General features: G+C 67.4%; 25 protein-coding genes. 2 read left to right on the top strand and 23 right to left on the bottom strand.

Annotated features, from left to right (window positions below):
• Positions 1-37: 37 nt before the first annotated feature.
• Both JJJ16_RS04950 and JJJ16_RS04955 read left to right on the top strand, forming a co-directional pair.
• Positions 38-484, top strand: coding sequence for a histidine kinase (locus JJJ16_RS04950; protein ID WP_048672833.1), 447 nt, complete (start codon positions 38-40; stop codon positions 482-484).
• Positions 477-1016 carry a YbjN domain-containing protein gene (locus JJJ16_RS04955; protein WP_219751602.1) on the top strand — a complete coding sequence of 180 codons (540 nt, stop codon included), beginning with the start codon at positions 477-479 and terminating at the stop codon, positions 1014-1016. The genes JJJ16_RS04950 and JJJ16_RS04955 overlap by 8 nt, the downstream gene beginning before the upstream one ends.
• 385 nt (positions 1017-1401) lie before the next feature.
• On the opposite strand, the gene miaB is transcribed toward JJJ16_RS04955, so the two are convergent.
• From miaB to truB, 23 genes are all read right to left on the bottom strand, one after another.
• Complete coding sequence (miaB, locus tag JJJ16_RS04960) at positions 1402-2940, bottom strand: tRNA (N6-isopentenyl adenosine(37)-C2)-methylthiotransferase MiaB (protein WP_219751603.1); 1539 nt, start codon at positions 2938-2940, stop codon at positions 1402-1404.
• An 11-nt stretch (positions 2941-2951) separates the two neighbouring features.
• Complete coding sequence (locus JJJ16_RS04965; protein WP_219751988.1) at positions 2952-3464, bottom strand: CinA family protein; 513 nt, start codon at positions 3462-3464, stop codon at positions 2952-2954.
• Positions 3452-4078: a regulatory protein RecX gene (locus JJJ16_RS04970; protein WP_219751604.1), complete on the bottom strand. Its 627-nt coding sequence runs from the start codon at positions 4076-4078 to the stop codon at positions 3452-3454. Before JJJ16_RS04970 ends, JJJ16_RS04965 begins: the two co-directional genes overlap by 13 nt.
• Before the next feature lie 3 nt (positions 4079-4081).
• On the bottom strand, positions 4082-5173 hold the full coding sequence (gene recA / locus JJJ16_RS04975; protein ID WP_003796169.1) for a recombinase RecA: 1092 nt from the start codon (positions 5171-5173) through the stop codon (positions 4082-4084).
• 248 nt (positions 5174-5421) lie between these two features.
• Complete coding sequence (locus JJJ16_RS04980) at positions 5422-5646, bottom strand: DUF3046 domain-containing protein (RefSeq protein WP_219751605.1); 225 nt, start codon at positions 5644-5646, stop codon at positions 5422-5424.
• A 3-nt stretch (positions 5647-5649) separates the two neighbouring features.
• Positions 5650-5964 carry a helix-turn-helix domain-containing protein gene (locus tag JJJ16_RS04985; protein ID WP_003792723.1) on the bottom strand — a complete coding sequence of 105 codons (315 nt, stop codon included), beginning with the start codon at positions 5962-5964 and terminating at the stop codon, positions 5650-5652.
• 170 nt (positions 5965-6134) lie between these two features.
• Complete coding sequence (pgsA, locus tag JJJ16_RS04990; RefSeq protein WP_219751606.1) at positions 6135-6863, bottom strand: CDP-diacylglycerol--glycerol-3-phosphate 3-phosphatidyltransferase; 729 nt, start codon at positions 6861-6863, stop codon at positions 6135-6137.
• Positions 6864-6880: 17 nt separating this feature from the next.
• On the bottom strand, positions 6881-9736 hold the full coding sequence (locus JJJ16_RS04995; protein ID WP_219751607.1) for an FtsK/SpoIIIE family DNA translocase: 2856 nt from the start codon (positions 9734-9736) through the stop codon (positions 6881-6883).
• Between the two features lie 57 nt (positions 9737-9793).
• Positions 9794-10693: a PfkB family carbohydrate kinase gene (locus JJJ16_RS05000; RefSeq protein ID WP_219751989.1), complete on the bottom strand. Its 900-nt coding sequence runs from the start codon at positions 10691-10693 to the stop codon at positions 9794-9796.
• 117 nt (positions 10694-10810) lie between these two features.
• Complete coding sequence (locus tag JJJ16_RS05005) at positions 10811-12502, bottom strand: ribonuclease J (protein ID WP_219751608.1); 1692 nt, start codon at positions 12500-12502, stop codon at positions 10811-10813.
• Positions 12503-12599: 97 nt separating this feature from the next.
• Entirely contained in the window at positions 12600-13277 is a 678-nt protein-coding gene (locus JJJ16_RS05010; RefSeq protein ID WP_219751609.1) for an ABC transporter ATP-binding protein, read from the bottom strand.
• A 1-nt stretch (position 13278) separates the two neighbouring features.
• Positions 13279-14487, bottom strand: coding sequence for an ABC transporter permease (locus JJJ16_RS05015; RefSeq protein ID WP_219751610.1), 1209 nt, complete (start codon positions 14485-14487; stop codon positions 13279-13281).
• Between the two features lie 27 nt (positions 14488-14514).
• A complete protein-coding gene (locus tag JJJ16_RS05020) occupies positions 14515-15705 on the bottom strand; it encodes an ABC transporter permease (protein WP_219751611.1) in 1191 nt (396 codons plus the stop codon).
• Complete coding sequence (locus JJJ16_RS05025; protein ID WP_219751612.1) at positions 15702-16583, bottom strand: DUF6273 domain-containing protein; 882 nt, start codon at positions 16581-16583, stop codon at positions 15702-15704. Before JJJ16_RS05025 ends, JJJ16_RS05020 begins: the two co-directional genes overlap by 4 nt.
• Before the next feature lie 13 nt (positions 16584-16596).
• Complete coding sequence (locus JJJ16_RS05030) at positions 16597-17022, bottom strand: DUF4418 family protein (protein ID WP_219751613.1); 426 nt, start codon at positions 17020-17022, stop codon at positions 16597-16599.
• A gap of 147 nt (positions 17023-17169) precedes the next feature.
• Positions 17170-18066, bottom strand: a complete 897-nt coding sequence (gene dapA, locus JJJ16_RS05035) for a 4-hydroxy-tetrahydrodipicolinate synthase (protein WP_219751614.1) — start codon at positions 18064-18066, stop codon at positions 17170-17172.
• Between the two features lie 104 nt (positions 18067-18170).
• On the bottom strand, positions 18171-18713 hold the full coding sequence (locus tag JJJ16_RS05040) for a GNAT family N-acetyltransferase (protein WP_219751615.1): 543 nt from the start codon (positions 18711-18713) through the stop codon (positions 18171-18173).
• Positions 18710-19450, bottom strand: coding sequence for a 4-hydroxy-tetrahydrodipicolinate reductase (gene dapB / locus JJJ16_RS05045; protein WP_219751616.1), 741 nt, complete (start codon positions 19448-19450; stop codon positions 18710-18712). The genes JJJ16_RS05040 and dapB overlap by 4 nt, the downstream gene beginning before the upstream one ends.
• A gap of 99 nt (positions 19451-19549) precedes the next feature.
• Positions 19550-20854, bottom strand: a complete 1305-nt coding sequence (locus JJJ16_RS05050) for a M16 family metallopeptidase (RefSeq protein WP_219751617.1) — start codon at positions 20852-20854, stop codon at positions 19550-19552.
• 133 nt (positions 20855-20987) lie between these two features.
• The gene (locus JJJ16_RS05055) at positions 20988-23333 is read right to left on the bottom strand and encodes a polyribonucleotide nucleotidyltransferase (protein ID WP_219751618.1); all 2346 of its coding nucleotides are present in this window, start codon (positions 23331-23333) and stop codon (positions 20988-20990) included.
• A gap of 184 nt (positions 23334-23517) precedes the next feature.
• The gene (gene rpsO / locus JJJ16_RS05060; protein ID WP_007587851.1) at positions 23518-23787 is read right to left on the bottom strand and encodes a 30S ribosomal protein S15; all 270 of its coding nucleotides are present in this window, start codon (positions 23785-23787) and stop codon (positions 23518-23520) included.
• A gap of 241 nt (positions 23788-24028) precedes the next feature.
• Positions 24029-25018 carry a bifunctional riboflavin kinase/FAD synthetase gene (locus JJJ16_RS05065; RefSeq protein ID WP_219751619.1) on the bottom strand — a complete coding sequence of 330 codons (990 nt, stop codon included), beginning with the start codon at positions 25016-25018 and terminating at the stop codon, positions 24029-24031.
• A 10-nt stretch (positions 25019-25028) separates the two neighbouring features.
• The gene (gene truB, locus JJJ16_RS05070) at positions 25029-26081 is read right to left on the bottom strand and encodes a tRNA pseudouridine(55) synthase TruB (protein ID WP_219751620.1); all 1053 of its coding nucleotides are present in this window, start codon (positions 26079-26081) and stop codon (positions 25029-25031) included.

Genomic DNA, 26081 nt, shown 5'->3' on the forward strand with positions numbered 1-26081 from the left:
CCGCAGATACCACCCAACAACGGCTAGGCTTAAGACCATGAGCACAACTGACACTCTCCCGGTCACCCTCGACCGGATCACCCAAGCGGTCGAGGCCGTGGGGCTTATCCCCTTCGTGTCCAACACCGGCCAGGTCGCGGCCATCCTGCCGAACCGCACCGTCCGCATCGCTGTCCCCGAGGGCCACCCCGCCCAGGGCGTCGCCGACTACCCGCGTTTCTTCGATCCCTCGCACGCCGATCAGATCGCCTCCGCGGTGCGTCGCCTCAACGCCTCCACCTACCTGCCGAAGGTCACCTCCGGCACAACCGAGACCGGCGCGATCGCCCTGCACCTGCAGCACACCTTCAACTGGGTCGTGGGTGCGACGGACGACCAGGTCGCCGCCGAGGTCTCCCAGTTCATCATGGCCGCCGTCGCCATGATGAACCAGCTTGACATCATGTTCCCCGACCAGTGGACCAAGGAGGGCACCAATGCCTGAGTGGAAGAGCTTTACCTTCGGGGAGGGCGGCGAGGCCGTTCCCGAAACCACGCCCGCCCCCGCTGCTCCCTCCCCCGCGATGGAGGCCGACGAATACGCCGCCAAGTGGGGCACCGAGGTCGCCGAGGTGAGCATCGCTCGCATCGAGAACGTCCTCGAAGGTGACGGACTGCCGCACGGGTCGAGCGAGTTCATCGCCGTCACCCAGCTGGAGGACGTGCGTTTCCAGATTCACCGCGAGCCGGTCGACGCCCCCTGGCTGCAGATCGAGACCCGCATCGAGCCCGACGGCGAGGGCCACACCGAGCTGTCCCTCCAGGCTGTCGCCAACCGCTGGAACACCGAGCACCTCCAGCCCACCGTCATCCCGATCGAAGACGGCGATCAGTGGATCCTCGTGGCCGCCTCGCGTTTCTTCGTGGGCGAGGGCCTCTCGGACCGCCAGATTCACGCGATGCTGCGCCGCGGCCTCATCATCGGCCTGTCGGCGGCTCAGGAGCTGCCCGGCCTGCTGGCCGAGGCCTCCAAGTAACGCCAGCCGCGCATCAAACGAATCGTGCCCCGTTCCTCCGTCTGGGAGGAGCGGGGCACTCTCGGTGGAGTGTGCGCCGACTACATGCGAAGGCGCGGCGCGTACCGCGTACGCGGGGAGGCCACGGGTCGCATAGGGGGGCTCGAATCGACCCGCACTACCGAGAGTGCTCCCGCATGTCGATCGCCTCGTCGTCGTGACGATCGCCACAACACAAAAGTAACGCAGGAGTCGTGGGTCACACGCATGTTTCAGTGAGACATTTTCTCGTTTGTTACTGAGACAAACGATCAAACGTGCAGCGCCCGTCGCGCGTGGCACCCCGGCATGCATGAGCCTCCCCGGGCGCATCGCCCGGGGAGGCTCACATCAGTGCAGATCAGGGTCAGCTCGGGGCGCCCACACGCAGCGTGGGGATACCCAGCGACACCGTGTTGTCAGGTTCGTCCGAGGCCTGACGGGCCTCCCACGCGTCACCGGCGCGCGTGCGGCGTACCTCGAACAGGCCGCCCTGCGCGCCCGAGTCGGCGATCAGGTGGTGCGGAGCACCGTAGGTGACAGTCGCGCGGATCATGTCGCCCGGGCGCGGACGATCGGCCTCGGCCATCCCCTCGGGGAGGGCGACGTGCACGAGACGATTGTCGCGGGCGCGTCCCGAAATACGGTGCGTAGCGCCATCCTTGCGGCCATCCCCCTCGGAGACGAGGACCTCGACCTCGGTCCCCGCCAGCGCGGCGTTATCCTCGGCGCAGATGCGCTCCTGAAGCTTGATGAGGCGCTGGTAGCGTTCGAGCGCCACATCGTCGGGCACCTGGTCCTCGCGGTCGGCGGCGGGCGTCCCGGGGCGCGGCGAGTACAGGAACGTGAAGGCGGAGGAGAAGCGAGCCTGCTCGACGACGTCGAGGGTCGCCTGGAAGTCTTCCTCAGTCTCTCCCGGGAAGCCGACAATGATGTCGGTGGTAATCGCAGCCTCCGGGATGGCGGCGCGCACGCGCTCCAGGATGCCCATGAAACGCTCACGACGGTAGGAGCGGCGCATCTGACGCAGGATCGCGTCCGACCCGGACTGCAGGGGCATGTGCAGGCTCGGCATGACCGTGGGGGTCTCCGCCATAGCGGCGATCACGTCATCCGTGAAGGCTGCGGGGTGGGGCGATGTGAAGCGCACGCGCTCGATGCCCTCGACGCGGCCCACGGCGCGCAGCAGGTCGGCGAACGCGCCGCGCTCACCGAATCCGACGCCGTAGGAGTTGACGTTCTGACCCAGCAGGGTCACTTCGATAGCACCCTGCGAGGCGACGGCCTCGACCTCGGCGAGAATGTCGCCGGGGCGACGGTCACGTTCCTTGCCGCGCAGGTGCGGAACGATGCAGAACGTGCATGTGTTGTTACAACCCACGGAGATGGACACCCATGCGGCGTACGCGCTCTCACGGTGGGTGGGCAGGGTCGAGGGAAAGACCTTGAGGGATTCCTCGATCTCGACGGCGGCCGCGCGGTTATGCTCGGCACGGCGCAGGAGCGCCGGGAGCACGTCGATGTTGTGCGTGCCAAAGACGGCATCCACCCACGGAGCCTTCTCGACGATGCCGTCACGCATCTGCTGGGCGAGACAGCCACCAACCGCGATCTGCATGCCGGGGCGCGCACGCTTGACGGAAGCGAGCTGACCGAGGTTACCGAAAAGGCGGGTCGCTGCGTTCTCACGCACGGAGCAGGTATTGATGACGATGACGTCGGCGCCCATGTCGCCGGCGTCGGTCGCGCGGGCGGCAGCCTCAGGGACCTGCTCAACGGGGACGAGGCCGGCCTGCTCCAGCAGACCCGCCATTCGTTCGGAGTCGTGTTCATTCATCTGGCAGCCGAGCGTGCGCACCGCGTAGGTGCGGGGCGCCGTGGTGCCGTCCTGCGTCATCGTATTCATCGCAGTGAAGTCTAGTCGCCCACCTGCGCACCGGCGAAGTCGAGCACGTCACGCACCAGGACGATAGCCGCGTCGATCGCGCCCGCACGCACGGCCGCTCGATCACCGTCGAGGTGCAGGAGGCGATGCTCCTCCCCCACCGGGTGAACGCAGGCGATGTGGACGGTTCCCGCGGGGAACCCGTCAGCGGGGCCGGGGCCGGCGACCCCGGTCGTCGATACGCCGATGTCTGCGCGGAACAGCTCGCGCACCCCTCGGGCCATCTGACGAGCAACCTGCTCATCCACCGGACCCGTCGCCGCCAACTGGCTCTCCGAAACGCCCAACACCGAGGCCTTGGTATCGACCGCGTAGGTGCACGCACCCCCGCGTACGACGTGAGAGGCACCGGGTACGTCCACGAGGCGCGCGACGAGGCCGCCTCCGGTCAGCGACTCCGCCGTCGCAACCGTCAGGCCACGCTCAGTCAGATCCGCTATCAGGTCGGCGAGCGCCTCATCGCTCACTGCGGTCACAGTCCCCACTGCCATGCCTCCTCGGTACCGCTCTCCTCGTCGCCCCACGTGTCGAGGGCGTCGCGCACGGCGGCAGACGCGACAGACGGCGAATACCCCTTGCGTGCGAGCATGGAACTCAGTCTACGGTAGGCGGTCTCGCGCGGGACGCCCGCAAGGGAGCGACGCTTGCGAGCCACCAGCTGTGCCGCGCGCTCCGCCTCGTCGTCCCGATCGATCTGAGACAGGGCACGCTCGATCGTCGACGAGTCCAGCCCCTTGCGCACGAGGACTTCGCGCACTGCTCGACCAGACGCTCCGGTCCCCGAAAAACGCGAGCGGACGAGCGCGTCCGCGTACGCCTGATCATCGACGAGACCAACGGCCTCAAGACGGTCGACGACGCGGGCGGCGATCTCGGCGCTGAAGCCTCGCCCTTCAATCGCGCTGGTCAACTCCGAGCGGGAACACGCGCGCGCGTCGAGCTTGCGCAGGGCGACCTCGCGCGCGGCCTCGATCGCCGCCGTGCCCGTCAGGGCCGCATTGCGTTCACGGGCGCGCGCGAGCCTCTCGCCCGGGGAGGAACGCCGGTGACGTTCCTCCCCCAGCTCGGGATGATCTTCAGGATCCAGGTAGCGGACCACGACTCAGAAGCCCGCGTCCTCGTCAGGATCGATGTCGGGCACGTCCTGGGACGCCTGGTCCGGATCCGGGGCCTCGCCGATGCCCAGCGAGACGAGGATCTTCTGTTCGATCTCGTTAGCCAACTCGGGGTTGTCCACGAGGAACTGACGCACGTTCTCCTTGCCCTGGCCCAGCTGGTCGTCGCCGTAGGTGAACCAGGAGCCGGACTTGCGCACGATACCGGCCTCGACGCCCATGTCGATAATCGAGCCCTCGCGCGAAATGCCCTTGCCGTAAACGATGTCGAACTCGGCCTGCTTGAAGGGCGGGGCCATCTTGTTCTTGACGACCTTGGCGCGCGTGCGGTTACCGACGGGGGCGCCGGCCTCCTTGAGGGTTTCGATACGGCGCACGTCGATACGCACGGATGCGTAGAACTTTAGGGCCTTACCGCCCGTCGTGGTCTCCGGGGAGCCGAAGAAGACACCGATCTTTTCGCGCAGCTGGTTGATGAAGATCGCGGTGGTGCCAGTGGCGGACAGGGCGCCCGTGATCTTACGCAGGGCCTGGCTCATGAGGCGGGCCTGCAGGCCGACGTGAGAGTCACCCATTTCGCCTTCGATTTCCGCCTTGGGCACGAGCGCCGCAACAGAGTCAATGACGATGATGTCGATGCCGCCAGAGCGGATCAGCATGTCGGCGATCTCGAGGGCCTGCTCACCCGTGTCAGGCTGGGAGACCAGGAGGGAGTCCGTGTCGACGCCCAGTGCGCGGGCGTAGACGGGGTCGAGAGCGTGCTCAGCGTCGATGAAGGCCGCGTTGCCGCCGGCCTTCTGGGCATTGGCGACAGCGTGCAGGGCGACCGTGGTCTTACCGGAGGACTCGGGGCCGTAGACCTCGATGACGCGGCCACGCGGGAGGCCACCGATGCCGAGGGCGACGTCGAGAGCGAGGGAACCCGTGGGGATCACCTGAACGGGCGGGCGGTTGTCATCGCCCAGGCGCATGACGGAGCCCTTGCCGAACTGCTTATCAATCTGCGACAGGGCGACTTCGAGAGCCTTATTGCGATCGTTGGTCGCGGGCTTTGCGGCGGGTGCTTTACGGGCTGCCATGGTGATCCTTTCGTCTGCGGCCTCTCCGGCCTGCGGGTGTCCTGGCCTGGAATGCCACCCCTCTCCGAGGCGACATGACGAGTATGCGACCGGCCATCGTCATCTGCGTCCCGCGCACGTCACCCCTGTGGATGACACGCGTCGGAGCGTCGTCGCCCACAAGCTTAAATGGAACACATGTTCGACCATCGATCGACACGCCGCCCACCAATCAGACGGACATCGATCACACCGACGACCCGAGTCGGTCAGCGCCCCCGCTCACGTGGATCCACGCGATGAATCCAGCGCGCATCCTCGCGCCCGGTTTCCTCGCACAGGGTCGCCCAGACCTCGTCCGGGTTCACGCCAGCGGACAGCGCCTCGCGCGCGGTCGCCCCTAGCGAGGCGAGATAGAGGTCGGAGACATACGAACGGCCGAGGGCCGACCCGAAGGTCGCCTCGACCGCCTCGTAAAACTCAGAGTGCTTCACGCGTCAGGAAATCAGCGTGACGGGCACGATATCGTCGGGCACCGCGTCGGGAATGACCGCACCATCGATAATCGCCATGCGCTCGGAAACCTCGCGAAGCACGAACCACAGCGGCACGCGCAGAGCCGAGGTGATCGCCTCGAGCAGCTCCGACGAGGCTTCCTTCTGGCCGCGCTCAACCTCGGACAGGTAGCCGAGGGAGACCTGGGCCTCCGAAGAGACTTCGCGCAGGGTTCGACCCTGGCGCTGGCGGATGCCACGCAGGACATCGCCCAGTTCGCTGCGCAGCAGCGGGGTTTCGCTCAGTGTCTTTTCCATACTGTTACTGTAGCCGTTCTGTTTCGAGGGACGCATTGTTAGTTCGCGCATCGAAACGCTGTGACGTTCCGCTTTCATTCCTCGCGTTGCATTCATACCCGTACAACGTGGACACTTTCAGGCTTATTCCACCGACGAGTTGATCTCGATATGGGTTGCGTCACCCACGCTCAACTCTGGACATGCTGTCCCGCAGTGCGGCGGCGTGATGGCACAGGCTCCTCCGGAGCATCGTTATCGCCAGAGTCCGCCACTGCCTCGCCGACCGCGGCTTCGCCAGTGCTCGCCCCGCGCATGAGGCGCACACCATCGATGACGTACATGAAGCCCGAGTAGAGCGTCAGCGCGAGCGCAACGCCCGCGAAAATCTGCCCGAGGCGAATAAGAAGGACAACCCACCACTCATTGGCCTCGTTCAGCGCCGTGAAGTGCGCCCACGGGATGAGCAGGGTCCCCAGGGCCACCATCTGCATGAAGGTCTTCAGCTTGCCCGCCTGGTTGGCAGACACGACGACACCGCGGCGCAGGAAGAAAGCACGCATCGCGGTGATGCCCAGCTCTCGCACCGCGATGAGAATCGTCAACCACCAGGGCAGATACCCCTGGTAGGACAGCAGGCCGAAGCCGCACAGGGTCAGGGCCTTGTCGGCGATAGGGTCGGCGATGCGGCCGAAGTCGGTGATCTGCCCCCACGAGCGCGCGAGTTCCCCGTCGAAGCGGTCCGTGATCGCGGCGACGGCGAAGACGACGAATGCCGCCCACAGCGCGATCCACGACTGCTGAAGGCCGAGAACAATGAAGACCGGAACGAGGACCAGACGCAAAACGGTCAGCACGTTGGGCAGGTTCACCAAGGGAACCTTGCTGTCTCGCTGCACGCGCGACACGTTCTCGCTCATGACCGTTTCCTTTCCGCTCAGCGGCCCGTGAGCTGCCAAGCGTCCTCGTTGTCCTCGGGTTCCTCGTCGACCCAGTCGGGCGAGGACCCACCAAAGTTATGACCAGAGTAAGGGTCAACCCCACTGCCGCGCGAATCGCCGGCGCCAGCCGTGCCCATTTCGTAACCGGATGCGGGAGCTGCATCGGCCGGGGACGAGGCAGGAGCCTCCCCCGCAGCACCCGCCGCAGCACCGATGGCCGGGCTGGGCGCCCCCTCGTGAGCGGCCGGAGCGGGCGCGGGGGCGTGCTCAGGCTCGGGCTCGGCGATGCCGGCTGACTCTCCGCGCAGCATGGCGAGGACCTCGGGCAGCTGTTCGGGGGTGACGAGCACCTGGCGCGCCTTGGATCCTTCGGAGGGGCCGACGATTTCGCGCGACTCGAGCAGGTCCATGAGGCGACCGGCGCGGGCGAAGCCGACGCGCAGCTTGCGCTGGAGCATCGATGTGGAGCCGAGCTGGGTGGAGACGACGAGCTCGGCGGCCTGCAGCAGGTCTTCGAGATCGTCTCCGATGTCCTCGGCGACCTTGGCTTCCTTCTTCTCCGGCACGACGTCGTCGCGGTAGTGCGTCTCCATCTGGCTCTTGACATGGGAGACGATCTGGTGGATCTCGGATTCGGAGACCCAGGCACCCTGGACACGCATGGGCTTGGAGGCGCCCGCGGGCAGGTAGAGGGCGTCACCCTGGCCGATGAGCTTTTCGGCGCCGGGCTGGTCGAGGATCGTGCGCGAGTCAGTCAGCGAGGAGGTCGCGAACGCGAGGCGCGAGGGGATGTTGGCCTTGATGAGGCCGGTGACGACGTCGACGGAGGGGCGCTGCGTGGCCAGAACCAGGTGGATGCCGGCGGCTCGAGCGAGCTGCGTGATGCGCTGAATCGACGCCTCGACGTCGCGCGGGGCGACCATCATGAGGTCGGCGAGCTCGTCGACGACCACGAGCAGGTACGGGTAGGGGTGCAGCGTGCGTTCCAGCCCGGGCTTGGCCTGGACCTGTCCGGCGGCCACAGCCTTGTTGAAGTCGTCGATGTGCTTGAAGCCGTAGTCCGAGAGGTCGTCGTAGCGCGCGTCCATCTCCTTGACGACCCATTCGAGGGCCTCGGCGGCCTTCTTGGCGTCGGTGATGATGGGCGAGATGAGGTGCGGGATGCCCTCGTAGATCGTGAGTTCCACGCGCTTGGGGTCGACGAGGATCATACGCACCTGCTGGGGCGTCGCACGCATCATGATCGACGTGATCATGGAGTTGACGAAGGAGGACTTACCGGAACCGGTCTGGCCGGCCACCAGCATGTGCGGTGTCTTGGCCAGGTTGGTGACGACGTAGCCGCCTTCGACGTCCTTGCCGACGCCGACGACGAGCGGGTGCTGGTTGCGGCGGGCAGCTGCGGAGCGCAGGACGTCACCGAGGGCCACGTTTTCACGGTCGGCGTTGGGGATCTCGATGCCGATGGCGCTCTTGCCGGGGATCGGCGCGAGAATACGCACGTCGGCGGAGGCCACCGCGTAGGCGATGTTCTTCGACAGGTTGGTGAGCTTGTCGACCTTCACGCCCGCGCCGAGGACGACCTCGTAGCGGGTGACTGTCGGGCCTCGGGAGAAGCCGGTGACGCGAGCGTCGACGTTGAAGTCTGCGAAGACCTGCCCCAGGGCCGCGACGACCTGGTCGTTGACGGAGGATCGGGTCATGTGGGGCGGGCCGGAGACCAGGAGGTCCTCCGAGGGGAGCGTGTAGCTGATCGAGTCGTCGAGGTTGGGCTGGAAGGCCCCTTCGGGCTCGTCGGTGATCGGCGGGGGCGCCGGCTCGTCCTCGGGCTCCGGTTCGGGCTCTGGCACGTGCGCGGGCACCTGGACGGGCGCGGGGGCCACGGCGGGACGCATCTGGGTGAGCATCTCGGTGGGCGCGTCGGGCGTCGTTGCACGAGGCCGGGGCGCGGGAGCCGGGGCGGACGCGGGGGCCGCGATGGCACCGGATTCCAGGAGGCGGGTCTCCCCCACGGATTCCGTGTCGGTCGCCTTGCGGAAGGACTCGTCGCCGTCGTATTCGTCGAGGAACGCGTCGTCTCCCGCTGCGAGGTCTTTGCGCGCCTTGCGGCGGGCTTCCTTGGCGGGGTCACCACCAGCCTGATCGGCTTCCTCGGCGTCGCCCTCGGGGCGCTCACCGCTGAGGTGGGCGGCGAGGTCGCGCAGGCGTGCGGGAACGTCGGCGACGGCCGTACGCGTGGCGAGCAGGATCGAGTAGGCCAGAAGGAGGATCATGAGGGCACCCGCACCCCAGCCGGAGAGCAGCATGGCGAGGGGGCGTGCGACGAACCAGCCGAGCAAGCCACCGGCCGCCTCGATGCCGGGTTCGGTGCCCATCGCGGGGTTTCCACGCGAGATGTGGACCAGGCCGGTGAGCGCTGCGGTGATGCCGATGCCGCCTGCCACGTGGTGGGGCAGCGCGGATCGCCCGGATCGCGCGGAGACGAGCTCGACGGCCAGGGCGATCAGGACGAGGGGCAGGACGACCGAGAAGATGCCGAACAGGCCGGCGGAGGCGTGGTGGATCGCATCGCCGGCCTCGCCGGAAATCTGGAACCACTCGCGCAGCGCGATAACGATGGCCGCGGCAACTGCAACGAAGGCCGCAGCGTCACGCTTGACCTGCGAATCGGTTGCCTTCCACGCGCGCACGGCACCGACACCGGCGCGGCCGAGCGCGGAAAAGAAGCGCGCCAGGAAGCCTGGCTGCGTTGCTTCGGGCTGGGGCGCTTGGGCGGACTTGTTCGAGCCTCCCTTGGCGCGCGGGCGCGCGGGAGCCTTACCGGACGACGAGCGTGGAGACGATTGTGCCATGATCCTTCCACCATATCGCCCGCCGCGGCCCCACTCTGCCAGGCGCGCCGCGCGAGATCAGCGCAGGATGTTGGTAACAACCCCGGTTTCGAGTACGTTTTCAACCTGCTCGCGCGTGGGAACGGGCAGAGCCGACTCGTGGGAGATGGCCAGCGCGCCACCCGCGTTCGCCATGAGGCACGCGGTCTCCAGGTCGTAGCCCATGGCCAGGCCCGCACACATCTCACCGATGTGGGTATCGCCCACGCCCGCGGTGTCCGCGATACGCGACTGGAACGCGGGAATCGAGATGACGGGAGCATCCGCAACCTTCTGCAGCTCGCAGCCCCGCTCCCCCACGCGGCGAACCGTGGCGGCGTCCGGGCGCATGTAGGTGCGGATCGTGGAGCCGTGACGGTTGGCGTCGAGAATACCGGCGAGAGTGGAGGCCTCCCAGCCGTTCATCGTCACGACGTCGGCACGGGGGAAGATCATCTCCCACGCCTCAACGGGAACCTGCGCGACTGCGGGAGACACCGAGACGACGAGCGTCACGAAAGGCGGCAGTGACGCGGCCCATTCGCTCAGCTCGGAAGCCGCGTGCGCGCTCGTCATGTCGGAGGCGGCCACGTGGACAACGTCCCCCTCGCGCAGCTCGATGCTCGCAAGGGCACCGCGCGATGGCTCCGATTCGACGCCGGCCGTCACGACCGAACGCATCGACCCATCTTCGACGATGAGCTGAATGACGACGCCAATGTCACCCACCAGTTCGGGGGTCAGGACCTCGACGCCGGCCTCAACCAGCTGCTGACGAACGGCGAAAGAGTTCGGACCCGTGCCAAGCGGCGACGCGGCCGCAGTCGGGATGCCCATGGCCGCGGCGGCGCACAGGGTCGTGAAGCCACCGCCCGGGCGCGAGCTGGCGGCATCCGCATGAACGGATCCACCACGCTCCGGCACGTATGCGATGTGCATCGGCAACACGAGCGCAACAGAGTGCGTCGAAATAAAACGACCCGACACGTAGATTCCTTCCTTCAAGCGCGCGCTACCGCCCAGCGCACCAGGGCCTCGTCAATGAAGACTGCCAGACTACTGCTCGGTAACGACCGGAACGATCATAGGACGACGACGCAAGCGTCGCGCAACCCAGCGTCCGATCACGCGGCGCATCGCCTGCTGCAGGACGTAGGGGTCCTGCCCGCCGGGAGCAGCCGCGTCCTTGAGTGCCTGCGTGACGTCGGGGAGGATCTCCTCGAACACCGAGTCGTCCTCGGCCATACCAATCGCGCGAATCTCCGGGCCGGCCAGGACCATGCCCGAATCGTGCTCGACGACCGCGAAGATCGAGATGAAGCCCTCCGACCCCAGGGTGCGGCGTGTCTCCAGCTCGTCCTCGGAAATCTCTCCGATCGAGCGGCCGTCCACGTACACGTACTCGCAGGGCACGATGCCCGACACGCGCGCGACGCCGTCCTTGAGGTCGACCGTCACGCCGTCCTCGGCCAGGACCACGTTCTGCGGGTCGATGCCCGTCTTGACTGCCAGCTGACCGTTGCCCACCAGGTGACGGACCTCGCCGTGGATAGGCATGACGTTCTTGGGCTGAACGATGTTGTAGCAGTAGATGAGCTCGCCGGCGCTCGCGTGACCGGACACGTGCACCTTCGCGTTCTCCTTCGACACGACGCGCGCACCCAGGCGGGTCAGGTCGTTGATGACGCGGTACACGGAATTCTCGTTGCCGGGAATCAGCGAGGAGGCCAGCACGACCATGTCGCCCGGTTCGATCGTCACGGTGCGGTGCGATCCCACCGACATGCGCGACAGCGCGGCCATCGGCTCGCCCTGCGAACCGGTCGCCATGTAGACGCGCTCGGAAGGCGGCAGCTCACCGATGCCCTTGAGGTCCACGATGATGCCCTCGGGGATCGACAGGTAGCCCTTTTCTTCCGCGATGCGCATGTTGCGTTCCATCGAGCGGCCCACGAAGGCCACGCGACGCCCGTGATGGGCGGCCGCGTTGATGACCTGCTGGACACGGTGCACGTGCGAGGCGAAGGAGGCGACGACGATCTGGCCCGTGGCCTCGCCGAACACCTGGTCGAGGACCGGGCCGATCTCGCGCTCGGGCGTGATAAATCCGGGCACCAGCGCGTTCGTGGAGTCCACCATGAACAGGTCGACACCCTCCTCGCCCATGCGGGCGAAGGCGCGCAGGTCGGTGAGACGGCGGTCCAGCGGCAACTGATCCATCTTGAAGTCACCCGTGATGAGGACGTTGCCCGCGTCCGTGCGCACGAAGACCGCGAGCGCGTCGGGGATCGAGTGGGTGACGGAGACGAACTCGAGGTCGAAGGGACCGACGGTGAGGCGGTCGCCCTCGGCGACGACGTTAAGGCCCGGGTCGGGCAGGCGGTGTTCGCGCAGCTTGGGTGCGACGAAGGCCAGGGTCAGGTCGGATCCGTAGATCGGAATGTCTCCTCGCAGCTTGAGGAGGTAGGGCACGGCACCGATGTGGTCCTCGTGGCCGTGGGTGAGGACGAGGCCGACGACGTCGTCCATGCGCTCTTCGATCCAGGAGAAATCCGGCAGGATCAGGTCGACGCCGGGCTGGGTCTCCTCGGGGAAGAGGACGCCACAGTCCACGACCAGGAGCTTGCCCCGGTATTCGAGGACGTTCATGTTGCGGCCGACCTCGCCGAGACCTCCCAGCGGGATCACTCGCAGTGCGCCATCTTCCAGGGGCGCGGGTTCGCTGAGGTTCTCGTACAAAGACTTCATGATGCCAGTCTGCCACGTTGGCACCGCTTTGCCCGCATCGGAAGACATGTTGGGCAGGTCGGCCCTCTCACATTTGACGCGTTCGGAGGGCGCTGAACTACTCGCTCTCGCGCAGATGGCCGTCCTCCATGACGTAGCTGCGGTCCGCGAAGCGCTGCGCCTCGGCCTCGTGCGAGACGACGAGGACGGCTGCTCCCCGGTCGGCGGCGTCGCGCAGGAGGGTGAGGGCAGCGGTCGCGTTCGCGCTATCGAGGCCGGCGGTTGGCTCGTCTGCGACGACGATCGCGGGGTCCATGAGGAGGGCGCGCGCAATCGCCATGCGCCGCAGCTCACCGCCCGACAGCTCGGTGGGCGCAGCGTCGGCGAGGTCGCCCAAGCCCACGGAGGCCAGCAGCTCGCGGGCACGGTCCGCGGGCGCCTCGTCCTTGGTGTAGAGGATCGAGGGAAGCAAGACGTTGTCGAGGACTGTCAGGGCTCGCAGGGCCGTGTGCCCCTGGGGGATGAGGCCGATACGTTCATTGCGCAGGCGCGAGAGCTCCTCGTCGCGCAGCGAATACAGGTCTGTGCCGTCCAGTCGTACGTGTCCTGCGGTCGGCGTGAGGATGCCGGCGAGCATGTTCGCCAGGGTGCTCTTGCCGCTGCCGGAGTGCCCCGAGACGACGGTCAGTTGGCGCTCCTCCAGGCCGATATCCAGCGGGTGGACGGCCGTGAAGAGGCGCTTTCCCCCGCGGGCTCGGGCGAATTCTTTCGTGAGTCCCGTTGCCTCGATGATCATGTCATTCCCCTTCCTTGAGGGCCAGGCTGGCGTCCATTGTCGTCACGTACCGTAGCGCTATCCACGAGGAGACGAGGGCGACGAGGCCCACCGACGCGAGCGCTCCCAGCGCGAGCAGCGCCAGCGTGGGCAGCGACGGGACGAGGAATCCCCCTCCCAGGCTTTGGCGTACGAGGCCGGAGAAGGACACGAGGAGGACACCGGAGACGACGATGCCGCCCACGCCACCGAGCGCGTTGACCGCGAGGGCCTCGCGAATGATAATGCGAGAGATCAGCCGACGGTGTGCTCCGGCGGCGATGAGGGTTGCGAACTCTCTCCTGCGCTCGACGATCATCAGGACGAACATGAGGGTGATCATAAGCAGGCCGACTCCCCACGCGACGGCGATGAGGGTGGTGACCGTACGGGAGGTCGCCTCCAGTGATTGCGCGATGCCACTGACAAGCTTTGTCGACGTGGCCACCGAGACGCCGGGGACCTGCTCGCGGATCTGCGCGGCCACGGCCTCGGCGTCGTATCCGGGTGCCACCTTGACCATGACCGAGGAGATGATGCGGTCGGTTTCGAGCGTCGAGTACTTGTTGAGTCCCTTGCGCAGCGACGAGTCGATGACCTTCTTCGCGGTCTCGAAGTTCATGTAGACCGCGTTGTCGAGGGTCGATCCGGTCGGGTCGAATTGGCCGACAACCCGAAGGGTGTTGTCAAAGAGCTGGAAGTTCTCCGGGTCGTTGGCGAGCACGTTGGCGCCGACGATCACCTCATTCTCCCCCAGCTGCGTCTGCCCGACGGCATCGTTCATCCACGGCTGGATCGTGAAGTCGGTGGCCGGGTCGTAGGCGATCACCTGGTAGCGGCCCGAGCAGCAGCTCGCCCTCGCCGAGGCGAGGAAGAGCTGGGAGGAGGCGGCCTCGACGCCGTCGACGGCTGCGACTGCCTCGCGCGTGGACGCGTCCATGTAGAAGTACGACGGTTCGGCGCTCACGAGGAAGGTCTGCGCGTCGAAGTCGGTGTCGGCCTCGTCGGGCGTCACCATGATGTCGGCTCCGAGGCGCGACTGGGTCGTGCGCAGGCCGTATTCGATGCCTTGGACGACCAGCGTTCCGCCGAAGATCGTCATCGTCATGAGCATGGAGAAGAAGACCAGGGCCCCCGTCCGCACGGGGTAGCCGCGCAGATTCATCCATGGAAGTCGCGACAGCGACAGCATTGCGTCATTCCTCCTTGACCGTTGTCCCTACACCAGGACAGATTTATTCCCCGTGGCCGCACGGCTGACCCGAGCGATCGCGAGACGCGTTCCGGCGACACCGACGCAGGTGACGGCGACTATTGACAGGCCCGCGAGGGGCAGCGACGTCGCGGGGGCGGCAAGGGCCTCGACGAGGCTCCCGTCCCCCACGAGTGGCACGGTGAGGGCTGCGAGGCAGACTCCCACGAGCGCTCCGGCCACGTGAAGCAGCGCTGATTCGCTCAGCATGACACGGCTCATGATGGAGCGCGATGCCCCAATGGAGCGCCACACGGCCAGTTCCTGCAGCCGTTCGTTCATGAGGCTCACCTGCACGATGATGAGGGCGCCCAGTAGAACGAGCCAGGTCGCTCCCAGGACCCCGATTGCGACCCCGCGGTGCGCGCGGATGCCCGATGCGGCCCCGACGAGCGCCTCGGTGGCGTGCACCGCACTGACCTTGCGCACGTAGAGGTTGATCCAGTTGGTCACGCTCTCGATGGCGTCGCTGTCCGAGGCGCGTACGAGCGCGGCAGAGTAGTCCGTACGCGGGTCGAGGGAAGCGTCGATGTCCTGCCCCGCCGCGCGCGCGTCCGCCATCATGTCCGTCAGGGTGTCCATGGAAACGAAGACTGCGTCATCGAGTTCCGAGCCGGTGGCGAGGAGGTGAGCGCCGATCGGGCGTTCTCGCCCAAAGACGGAGAGGCTCTGTCCGTCCGCGCCGGGCACGGCACTACCGACAAGAACCGAGCCGCGCGGCAGCGACGTCCCGTCCCCCTCGGCAATCCAAGGCGAGAGCGCGAAATCCGTCTCGGGTTCGAAACCGACAATCCACCGGGTGGACCCATCGGCAAGCGTCTCGGACACATAGAGCTGATAGGACACCGCGGCGATGTCCTCGTTGGACGACATGCGCGCCAGGGCCGAGCGCGGCTGGTGACAGCCCACGGGGGTCCCGAGCATAAGGAGGCGCTTCTTCTCCACCTGGTTCAAGCAGGTCGTCGGGTACACGACAAGGTCGGCGCCGAGCCTGCGCTCAGCGAGGGTGAGCTCCGCCCGCATCGCACCCACGAGGATCAATCCGCCGAACACGCAGGCTGCCTGTGCGAGTGCAAGCACAGCGATGATGAGGGAACGGACGGGATGCGCGCGGATGGTCAGGAGGGGAACGCGGCGCAGGGACAGCGCGTTACTCATCGGCTCCCCTCACCGATCCCTTCGACGTTGATCCACAGCGCGGGACGCACCCCGTACTGCAGGTCGACGTTCGCTCCACTGAGCGAGGGCACGCCCGTCGCGTCGACGAATTGCGTCGCGAAACCGTATGTTCCGGGAGAGCGCAGCCACCAGTCTGCCGTGCCGTCCTCGGAGACGCTCAGGGGTCCCGCGGCCGCGTGAACGCTGGCGGGCGCCGCTCCGATGTCACTGCGCGCGGCGGGCGTGTTCAGGTAGATGACGCTCTCGGTCTCACTGAGCGCAAAAACCCGGTCGTCAGTCGCGGCTCCGCCGCTCGCGCCGGTGATCGACTGATCCGCGTTCTCGTTGTGCACCGTCTCGATGAGCCCTCGCTGAACGGGGGTGAACGCGCCCTCGTAGAAGTTGCCGTTCATCCACGCGCGCAGGTCAGAGTTCTCCCACGTGACCTCCTCGAAGGGCACGTGGTGGTACTGGCGCGCCTCGAGAACGTCTGCGCTCAGGAGCAGAAGCTGGCCGTCGATCTTGTCGAGGACAATCCACGTGATCGGCTCCGGACCGTTGCTTGTATTTCCGTCCTGCTCGTAGGAGCCAAAGGACACGGTGTCGCCCTTGGATACCGAGCGGTACGGCAGCCCGGGATCGGCTTCGACGAGGGCCTGCGCGCGCTGCGCCGCGTCGCTGTACCCGCCGAGCGCATGGAAGAGCTCGTACGCCCCCTGGGCGTCCCCGGCCTCGTCCAGGGCGACGGCCTCGCGATAGCGCACCGCGTTGCGCACGACGATCGCGAGAACGGCGACGAGGGATAGCACGAGGAGAACCGCGCCGATGCGCACGGTTTTCGAACGTCCTAGGGCTCTCACGCCGCCATTGTCTCCCATCCGGGGCGATACGTCAGGCAGAGGGCCTCGTGTCCTTCTTCCAGGACGCCACCAGCGCCCCAATACCGCTACCGGCGACCAGGACGCTCATAATGCGCACGAAGGGCTGGAAGACGGTGTGGCAGCGCATCGTCTTCATCGCGCACAGCGGGCAGATCCCGCCGGGAATGAAGAACACAACGACGCTGGCGATGACCGCGAGCGCGAGCAGGGCCAGGCGCGCGGGCTTGTTCTTGACGAGGGAGGAGGCGCCGTACAGCGCGATGAGGCCGACGGCGCTGCCGGCCACCATGTTCTGGCACTGGTGGCAGTGCATCCACGAGCCGTCTGCCCGTTGCTCGCACGCCGAAAAGACGGTCACACCTCCGGCGAGCAGCAGGGCGCTGAGGGCGGCGGGGACCAGCGGAATGATGACGTCCTTCTTTGCCACGGTATCCATTCCTTGAAGACAACGATCAGTGTTGATGAGCTTTACCTAAGTATATTAAGCCTACCTTTCAACACCCGTCAACGATCGGTGACACCACCACGGCGCCCCGAACATACACCTCGCCCCCGCCGGGGCTCGACGGGGGCGAACTGTATGTCAGAGCAAGCCAGCGGTGCACAGGGCGCGACGCAGGGCCGACACCTCATCGTCACTGATGCCCACCATCGGCAGGCGCACGGCCGGGCTGTCGATGACGCCCTGGAGCCACAGGGCGTACTTCGCCATGACCGCTCCCTGTCCGCCGCCCATGATCGCGTGCACGAGGGGACGCAGCGAATAGGAGAGCTCACGGGCCTCCCACACCTGGTCGCTGTCGAGCAGCTCGATCATGCGACGGTACTGGGCTGAGGCCACGTGCGTGACCACGGAAATGAAGCCCGAGGCGCCGCCCGTCATCCATGCGAAGTTCAGGCCGTCGTCCCCCGAGTAGTACTCCAGGCCCGTGCGGTGCATGCGCTCCACGCCGGTCTCCACATCACCCGTCGCGTCCTTGACGCCCAGGATCCGCGGGTGCTGGGCAAGGATGTCTAGGGTCGCGTCAGAGAACGCGATGCCCGTGCGCCCCGGAATGTCGTAGAGCATGACGGGCAGGTCGGTCGCATCCGTCACGGCGCGCACGTGCGCGCGCAGGCCCTCCTGGGAGGGGCGGTTGTAGTACGGGGACACGATCAGCAGACCGTCCGCACCGTGCTCCTGGGCGCCCTCGCCGATGCGCACCGCGTGGGCGGTGTCGTTCGAACACGCGCCGCACAGGATGAACGCTCGATCCCCCACGGCCTCACGGACGGCGTCCGTCAGGTCGTTCTTCTCCGGCTGGTGAGTCGTCGGCGACTCGCCCGTCGTGCCGGACAGCAGAATCGTGTCGCACCCTTCGTCGACGAGCTTGATCGCCAGGCGCTGCGCGGAGGGCAGATCAATCTCACCGGTATCGGTCATCGGCGTGACCATGGCGGCTGCGAGGGAACCGAAGCGGCGGGGAGGAATGTTGCTCATGCGTTCCATGATACGCACGGCCCCTCGCATTGGGCGCACTGCGTCCCCGACGTGGACGGAGCGCCGCGCACGCACCCGCGTGGCGACGCTCGCGCCGTGGGCCCTTAGTCGCGCTCCGCCCACCACATGTGCTGCGTGGGGCCATCGCCCAGCACTCGCACCGCGCCCGAGGGCGCGAAACCCGCCGACGTGTAAAAGCGCTGGCGTTCCTCATCGTCCACACCGACCCACACGCGCAGCTGGCCACTCGTCAGGTCTGCGACCGCCGACAGTAGGCGCGACGCATGCCCCGAGCGGCGGAAGTTCTTATCCACCGTCAGCTCATACACCTGCGTCGCGGCCACCGCCGCCTCACCCGGTGAAGCTTCGGGAGCCGTGGGCACCCCGGCCTCGTCGGGACCGGCGAGCGCGAAGCCGACGATCGTGTTGCCGTGGAGGGCGACGAGGAGGGCGGTGCCGCCCGGCCGCGGAGAGGCCAGCGTCGCCTCCCACTGGGCGGCGAGCACCTCCTCGGTAATGCCCTGAGCGTCGAGGGCGTCCTGCCCCATGAGGGAGCGCCAGGCCTCGCGCTGCAGGCGAGCGATCGCGCGCGCGTCGCCGCTCTGAGCGGGGCGCACGGAGCGGTCCGGACCCACGCTCTGGCTCACAGGCCCATCACCTGGTCGAGGCCGATCGTCAGGCCCGTACAGCCGATCACGCGGCGCACGCCCAGCAGGACACCGGGCATGAAAGACACGCGATCGAAGGAATCGGTGCGGATGACCAGCTGCTCACCCGCGTTGCCCAGGAGGATCTCCTCCGAGGCGGTCAGGCCACGCAGGCGCACGGCGTGGACGGGGACACCATCCACGCGGCCACCGCGGCTGCCGAGCTCGTCGGTTTCGGTCGCGTCGGGCATCTCGCCCAGGCCGGCCTCGGCGCGCGCCTTCGCGATGCCGCGCGCGGTCGCCACGGCGGTGCCCGAGGGGGCGTCCACCTTGGCGGGGTGATGCATCTCGATGACCTCGGCGGACTCGAAGTAGGGGGCGGCCATGGCGGCGAACTTCATGGCGAGCACCGCGCCCATCGCAAAGTTCGGAGCGATCAGGACGGCACGCCCAGCGGCCTCAGCGTGCTCGCGCACGCGCGCGTAGGACTCTTCCGTCCACCCGGTCGTGCCCACGACGACGTCCACGCCCGCGTCGAGGAGCGCGTGCACGTTGGACTCGGTGACGCTGGGGATCGAGAAGTCGACGGCGACCTGCGCGCCATTCACGCTCTGCGGCGTGATCTCGTCGCCCGCATCGAAGAGGGCAACGACCTCCATGTCCGGGGCGTCCGTGACCGCCTGAACGACGGTCGATCCCATGCGGCCCTTGGCTCCTGTCACTGCGACGCGAATCACTGCGCTCTCCTTCTTACGGTTGTGTGGCTCTCTTCAGGGTATTCCCACGGGCGGCGCGACGAGCACTGATGGACAGGGGGTATCTCACTCCCCCGTTTCTTACTGCGCGGGCAGGACGAGGGCGCGGCAATCCAGCTTGGTGATGAGGGAGGCCGCCAGGGCGCGCACGTCGGCGGCTTCCACCGCGTCGAACTCGGCGAGGGACTCGTCGATGGGGCGGTAGCGACCAATGATCTCAGAGCGGCCCAGTCGCATCATGCGCGACCAGTTGTCTTCGAGGCCCAGGACGACACCTCCGCGCACCTGTCCGCGCACGCGCGTCATCTCTTCCTCGGTCGGGCCGTCGGTGGCGAGATCTTCCAGCTGAGCACGCATGATGGCCTCGACCTCACCGACCTTATCGGGGCTGCAGCCCGCGTACATACCGAAGGTTCCGGTGTCGGAGTAGGCGACGTCGAAGGCGTAGGTCGTGTAGGCCAGGCCGCGCTTTTCGCGCACCTCCTGGAAGAGGCGCGACGACATGGAGCCGCCCAGGACTGACAGCAGGACACTCATGGTCGGGCCCGCGGGGTCCGTGGCCGACAGGCCCTCGCAGCCGATGATGACGTGCGCCTGGGTCACGTCTCGCCTGCGCGTGATGTCCTTGTCATGGTCGGCAATCGGTGTCACGATCGTGGATCGACGAGGCCGGGGCGAGGCCGCGCTGCCCGCGTCCCAGGGCGATCCCTCCAGGGCGGCCTGCACGCGCTCGCACACTGAATCGTGGTCGACGTTGCCGGCGGCTGCGACGATGAGGGATGAGGGGCCGTAGTGGGCCTGGTAGTGCTCCCACACATCCGCGCGCTCGACCTCACGGATGGCCTGGGGCGTGCCGCCGACGGGGCGTCCGATCGGACGGTCGCCGTGGACGGCCAGCTGGAATGTGTCGTGGACCGTGTCCGTGGGCGAGTCCTCCCCCATCGCCAGTTCGTCGAGGATGACGCCGCGCTCCATCGAGAAATCTTCCTCGTCGAGGCGTGAGTCGGTGACCATGTCGGTCAGCGTCTCGATCGCCATGTCGAGGTCCGCGTCGCGCACGCGCGCCCAGTAGGCGGTGTGCTCGCGAGCGGTCTCCGCGTTCGACTCGCCGCCCACGCTGTCGAAGGCGACGGCGATGTCGAGGGCGGAACGCTTGTTCGTGCCCTTGAACAGAAGGTGCTCGAGGAAGTGGGTCGACCCGGCCGTGCGCGGTCCCTCGTCGCGCGACCCCACGGGCACCCACAGGGACACGCCCGCGCTCTTCGTCGCGGGAATCTCCTGGGTCAGGACGCGCGTCCCGGCTCCCAGGATCGTGCGATCAATGCGGGTGTCGCCATCCTCGATGGACAGGCGGGCCTCGTCGAGCGGCAGCGGCTTGGGCGTCATACTTCTCCTCTTGCGTCCCCCATGATCCGGGGGTTGGCACGAAACGTTCACAGTGTAGCCGTAAAAAGGCCGGTGGCCGGGCGGAGCACACACTCCGTCCGGCCACCGGTCCGATTCAGCTAGCGGGAGCTACTCACTCCTCGGAAGCGCCGTCCTCGCGCTCGTCGTCACGGCGACGGCGGGTGCGGGTACGGGGGCGACGCTCGCGACGCTCGGAGCGGTCGCGGCGCTCGCGACGCTGCTCGGTCTGCTCGCCCTCGGCGGCCTCGAGCTCGCCGGCCTCGCCGTCGATGACGGCGTGCAGGCTCAGCTTGCCGCGGTCGCCGATCTCAGCGATCTCGACCTCGACCTGCTGGCCGACCTGCAGGACGTCATCCACGGAGTCGATGCGCTTGCCACCCACGAGGCGACGGACCTGCGAGATGTGCAGGAGGCCGTCCTTGCCGGGGGTCAGCGACACGAAGGCGCCGAACGAGGTGGTCTTGACGACCGTGCCGACGAAGCGCTCGCCAACCTCGGGCATCTGCGGGTTCGCGATCTGGTTGACCATCGTGCGGGCGGCCTCAGCGGAGGCGCCGTCGGAGGAGGCGATGTAGACGGTGCCGTCGTCCTCGATGGTGACGTCAGCGCCGGTCTCGTCCTGGATCTGGTTGATCATCTTGCCCTTGGGGCCGATGACCTCGCCGATCTTGTCGACGGGGACCTTGACGGTGATGATGCGAGGGGCGTTGGGGCTCATCTCATCCGGGCCGTCGATAGCCTGGTTGATGAGGTCGAGGATCGCCAGACGGGCGTCGCGGGCCTGGGCCAGCGCGGCGCGCAGCACCTGGGAGTCGATGCCGTCGAGCTTGGTATCCAGCTGCAGGGCCGTGATGAAGTCACGGGTACCGGCAACCTTGAAGTCCATGTCGCCGAAGCCGTCCTCGGCGCCCAGGATGTCGGTCAGGGTGACGGCCTTGAACTGGCCATCGACCTCACCGGTCATGAGGCCCATCGCGATGCCCGCAACGGGGGCGCGCAGCGGCACGCCGGCCTGGAGGAGGGACAGGGTCGAGGCGCAGACGGAGCCCATCGACGAGGAGCCGTTGGAGCCCATGGTCTCGGAGACCTGACGGATCGCGTAGGGGAAGTCCTCGCGCGAGGGCAGGACGGGGACCAGGGCGCGCTCGGCCAGGTCGCCGTGGCCGATCTCGCGGCGCTTCGGGGAGCCAACGCGGCCAACCTCGCCCGTGGAGAACGGAGCGAAGTTGTACTGGTGCATGTAACGCTTGGCGTTGACGGGCGACAGGTTGTCGATCTGCTGCTCCATGCGCAGCATGGCCAGGGTGGTGACGCCCAGGATCTGGGTCTCGCCACGCTGGAACAGGGCGGAACCGTGCACGCGGGGCAGGACCTCGACCTCGGCGGAGAGCGAACGGATCTGGCGCGGGGTACGGCCGTCCATGCGGATCTCTTCGCGCAGGGTGCGGTTACGGATCGTGGCCTTCTCGAGCGAGCGGAAGGCAGCCTTGAGGGCCTTCTCCGACTCGGGGAAGCGCTCGGCCAGTGCCTCGAGCATCTCTTCCTTGACAGCGTCAACGGCCTCGTCGCGGGCGAGCTTGCCCTCGGTCAGCAGGGCCTGGGCGACCTTCTCAGCCGCGTATTCCTCGACCGCCGCGTACTCTTCGTCGGTGTAGTCCAGGAACAGCGGGAACTCGGCGGTCTCCTTGGAAGCCTTCTCGGCCACCTTGAGCTGAGCCTCGCACAGAGCCTTGATGAAGGGCTTGGCGGCCTCGAGGCCGTCGGCCACGACATCTTCGGTGGGGACGGTTGCGCCAGCCTGAATGAGCTCCCACTCATTCTTGCCGCCGCCGGCCTCGACCATCATGATCGCGACGTCTTCGGAGCCGTCTTCCTTGGTGACGATGCGGCCCGCAACAACGATGTTGAACACGGAACGCTCGAGCTCGCTCCAGCGCGGGAACGCGACCCACTGGTCGTCGATGAGCGCCAGGCGGGTGCCGCCGATCGGGCCGGTGAAGGGCAGGCCGGCAATCTGGGTGGACATGGACGCGGCGTTGATCGCCAGAACGTCGTAGGCGTCGTCCGGATCGATCGTCAGGACGGTCTCGACGACCTGGACCTCGTTGCGCAGGCCCTTGACGAAGCCGGGGCGCAGCGGGCGGTCGATGAGGCGGGCGGCCAGGATGGCCTCGGTGCCCGCGCGGCCTTCGCGGCGGAAGAAGGAACCGGGGATGCGACCCGCGGCGTACTGACGCTCTTCAACGTCGACGGTCAGCGGGAAGAAGTCGAACTGGTCCTTGGGGTTCTTGCCCACCGTGGTGGCGGACAGAACGGTGGTGGAATCGTCCAGGTAGGCCAGGGCAGAGCCGGCGGCCTGCTTGGCGAGACGGCCGGTTTCGAAGCGCACGGTGCGCTTGCCGAAACGGCCGTTATCGATAATCGCCTCTGCGGCGATGATGTCGGAGCCTTCCATCATGGGGCGTTTCTCCTTGGTTTGTTGGTGTCGCGCTCCACTTCGGCCTTCGATCGAAGCCCACGGATAAACGCTCCGTAGGCCACTGTCGAAAACCGGCGGCTTTCGCGCGAGAATTAACGGTTTGCCCGAGGCGGGCGTGTGAAAACCGGCCCGTCTCCGCTACGGGAGGCGGGCCGGCCCAAAATCAGCGGCGCAGGCCGAGACGCTCGATGAGCGAGCGGTAACGCTCGATGTCGATGTCAGCCAGGTAACCCAGCAGGCGGCGACGACGGCCGACCAGCAGCAGCAGGCCACGACGGGAGTGGTGGTCGTGCGTGTGGGTCTTGAAGTGCTCGGTCAGATCCTTGATGCGGCGGGTCAGCAGCGCGATCTGCACCTCGGGGGAACCGGTGTCGCCCTCGTGGGTCGCGTACTCGGCGATGATCTGGTCCTTGACGTCCTTGCTCAGCGGCACAGGCTTCTCCTTTGTGTTCGTTGCGCGGGGCATCCGGGCTTTTCCCGGGTGCTGACAGTCCGCGGCCGGTGTACGGCCTTTCTACAGTAGCACGCCACCGGCGTTATCCCCACAATGAGCGACCAAGCTAACGATTCTGCCTTCTCACGAGGACTCTTCTCCTCCCCCGACCTGCGCTCCCCCGGCCTCGGGCCGGGTGGACGCCTCCGTTAGCGCGGGGCCAGGCGAAGAGGATGGTGTCCTATCGGGCGGTGACGGAGTCCGGGTCGACGCGCCCAGCGACGCCGATGCCGAGGACGGAGGCCGTCTGGCGCAGGTCGTCGTCCATCTGGGTGAGCAGTTCATCGAGGGAGTCGAAGGAGAGCATGGGGCGGATGCGTGACACGAAGGTCACCGCGATACGTTCGCCATACAGGTTGAGGTCCGAGCGGCCCAGGACGTGGGCTTCGACGGTGCGTTCGACGCCGTTGAACTGGGGGTTGGTACCCACGGAGATGGCGGCGGGGAGGAACTCTGCGGACTGGGTGCCGGGCACGGCGCGCACGACCCAGCCGGCGTAGACGCCGTCGGCGGGGATGACGCCTTCGACGTCCTCGGACAGGTTTGCGGTCGGGAAGCCGAGGGTGCGGCCGCGCTTGAAGCCATGGCACACGGTGCCGCGGATGCGGTGAAGGTGGCCGAGGACGCGGGCGGCACCGGACACGTCGCCGGCGGCGAGGAGCTCGCGCACCCACGAGGAGGACCAGCGGCGCCCCTCGGGGGCCTCGATGTCGGTGACCGTGATGACGTTGAAGCCGTAGCGGCGCCCGAGCTCGCGCAGCGTGTCGATGGTGCCCGCGTTGCCGCGTCCGAAACGGAAGTCTTCGCCGACGACGACTTCGCGCGCACCGCAGCGCTCGACCAGGTATTCGTACACGAACTCGTCGGCTTCGAGGCTGTAGACGCTCGCGTCGTAGTGGGCGACGAGCGTGGCGTCCAGTCCTGCGGCGGCCATCGCGTCGAGTCGGTCGCGCAGCGGGGAGATCAGCTGGAGGCCTACCTCCGGCTTGTGGACCTGGATGGGGTGCGGGTCGAACGTAATGGCCACGGCGTCGACGCCGAGCTTATGGGCCCGCTCAACGCACGTGGAGATGACCTTCTTGTGTCCGTTGTGCATGCCGTCGAAGTTGCCGATCGTGACGACACTGGCCTCGTTGCCGGGAATGTCAGAGAGGGAATACCAAACGTTCATGAGTCTCTTTCTAGAAAACCAGGACGGTGCGCAGGCGAGAAGCATCGATGCGAAGCAGACCCAGCACGGTGCCATCGGGCGCGACGGCGGCGATCGGCGAGGTCTCCTCCTCGGACGCATCGCCCGGGCGGTAGCCCACCTCGGTCGCCCACTGGGCCAGCTCGTCGCGCGAGCGCCTGGGTGCCTGGCCGTGCGCGAACGCCCCGGCCTCTGCCTCGGTCATGAGCAGGGAGGGGAACATGGTGCGCGCGGCCTCGCCCAGCGGGACGAGGGGCATGACCGGTTCCGCGTCCGGCTCCCCTTCCGCGGTGGCTGCCTCGACGGCGGCGCTCAGCTCCTCGAGCGTCATCGCCGTCTCCAGGGGCACATCGCCCACGCGCGTGCGGCGCAGCGCGGTCAGGTGAGCGCCCACGCCGAGCGCCTCGCCGGCGTCGCGCGCGAGGGCGCGCACATAGGTGCCCGAGGAGCACTCGACGACGACATCAACGTCGACCACGCGAACGGGGCCGGACAGAGCCTGAACGTCGGGCGCGTTGTCGGCGTCGGTTTCCTCGAGGATGCACTCTGCGGGGCGCGGGGGCTCGAGGACCTCCAGGCGAGAAATACGCACCGGACGCGCCGCCAGTTCAACGTCCTCACCCGCGCGGGCGAGGGCGTAGGCGCGCTTGCCGTTCACCTTGATCGCCGAGACGGTCGAGGGCACCTGCATGATGTCCCCACGCAGTGGCGCGAGCGCGGCCTCTAGCTGTTCCTCACTCAGCGAGGAGCAACCAACGGCTGCGGTCGCGACGCCTTCGGCGTCGTCCGTGTTGGTAGCGACGCCGAAGCGGATCGTCGCCCGATATTCCTTCGAATGACCACTCACCCAGGTGAGCAGCTTCGTCGCCTTCCCGATGCCGATCACGAGGACTCCCGTGGCCATCGGGTCCAGGGTGCCGCCGTGCCCCACCTTGCGGGTGTGGGCCAGGCGTCGCACGCGCGAGACCACGTCGTGGCTGGTGAGTCCCTGCGGCTTGTCGATGACAAGCAGGCCGGGACGAGGATTATCGGGGCGACGAGCCAT

Source organism: Schaalia sp. ORNL0103 (assembly GCF_019429565.1).
GTDB lineage: Bacteria > Actinomycetota > Actinomycetes > Actinomycetales > Actinomycetaceae > Pauljensenia.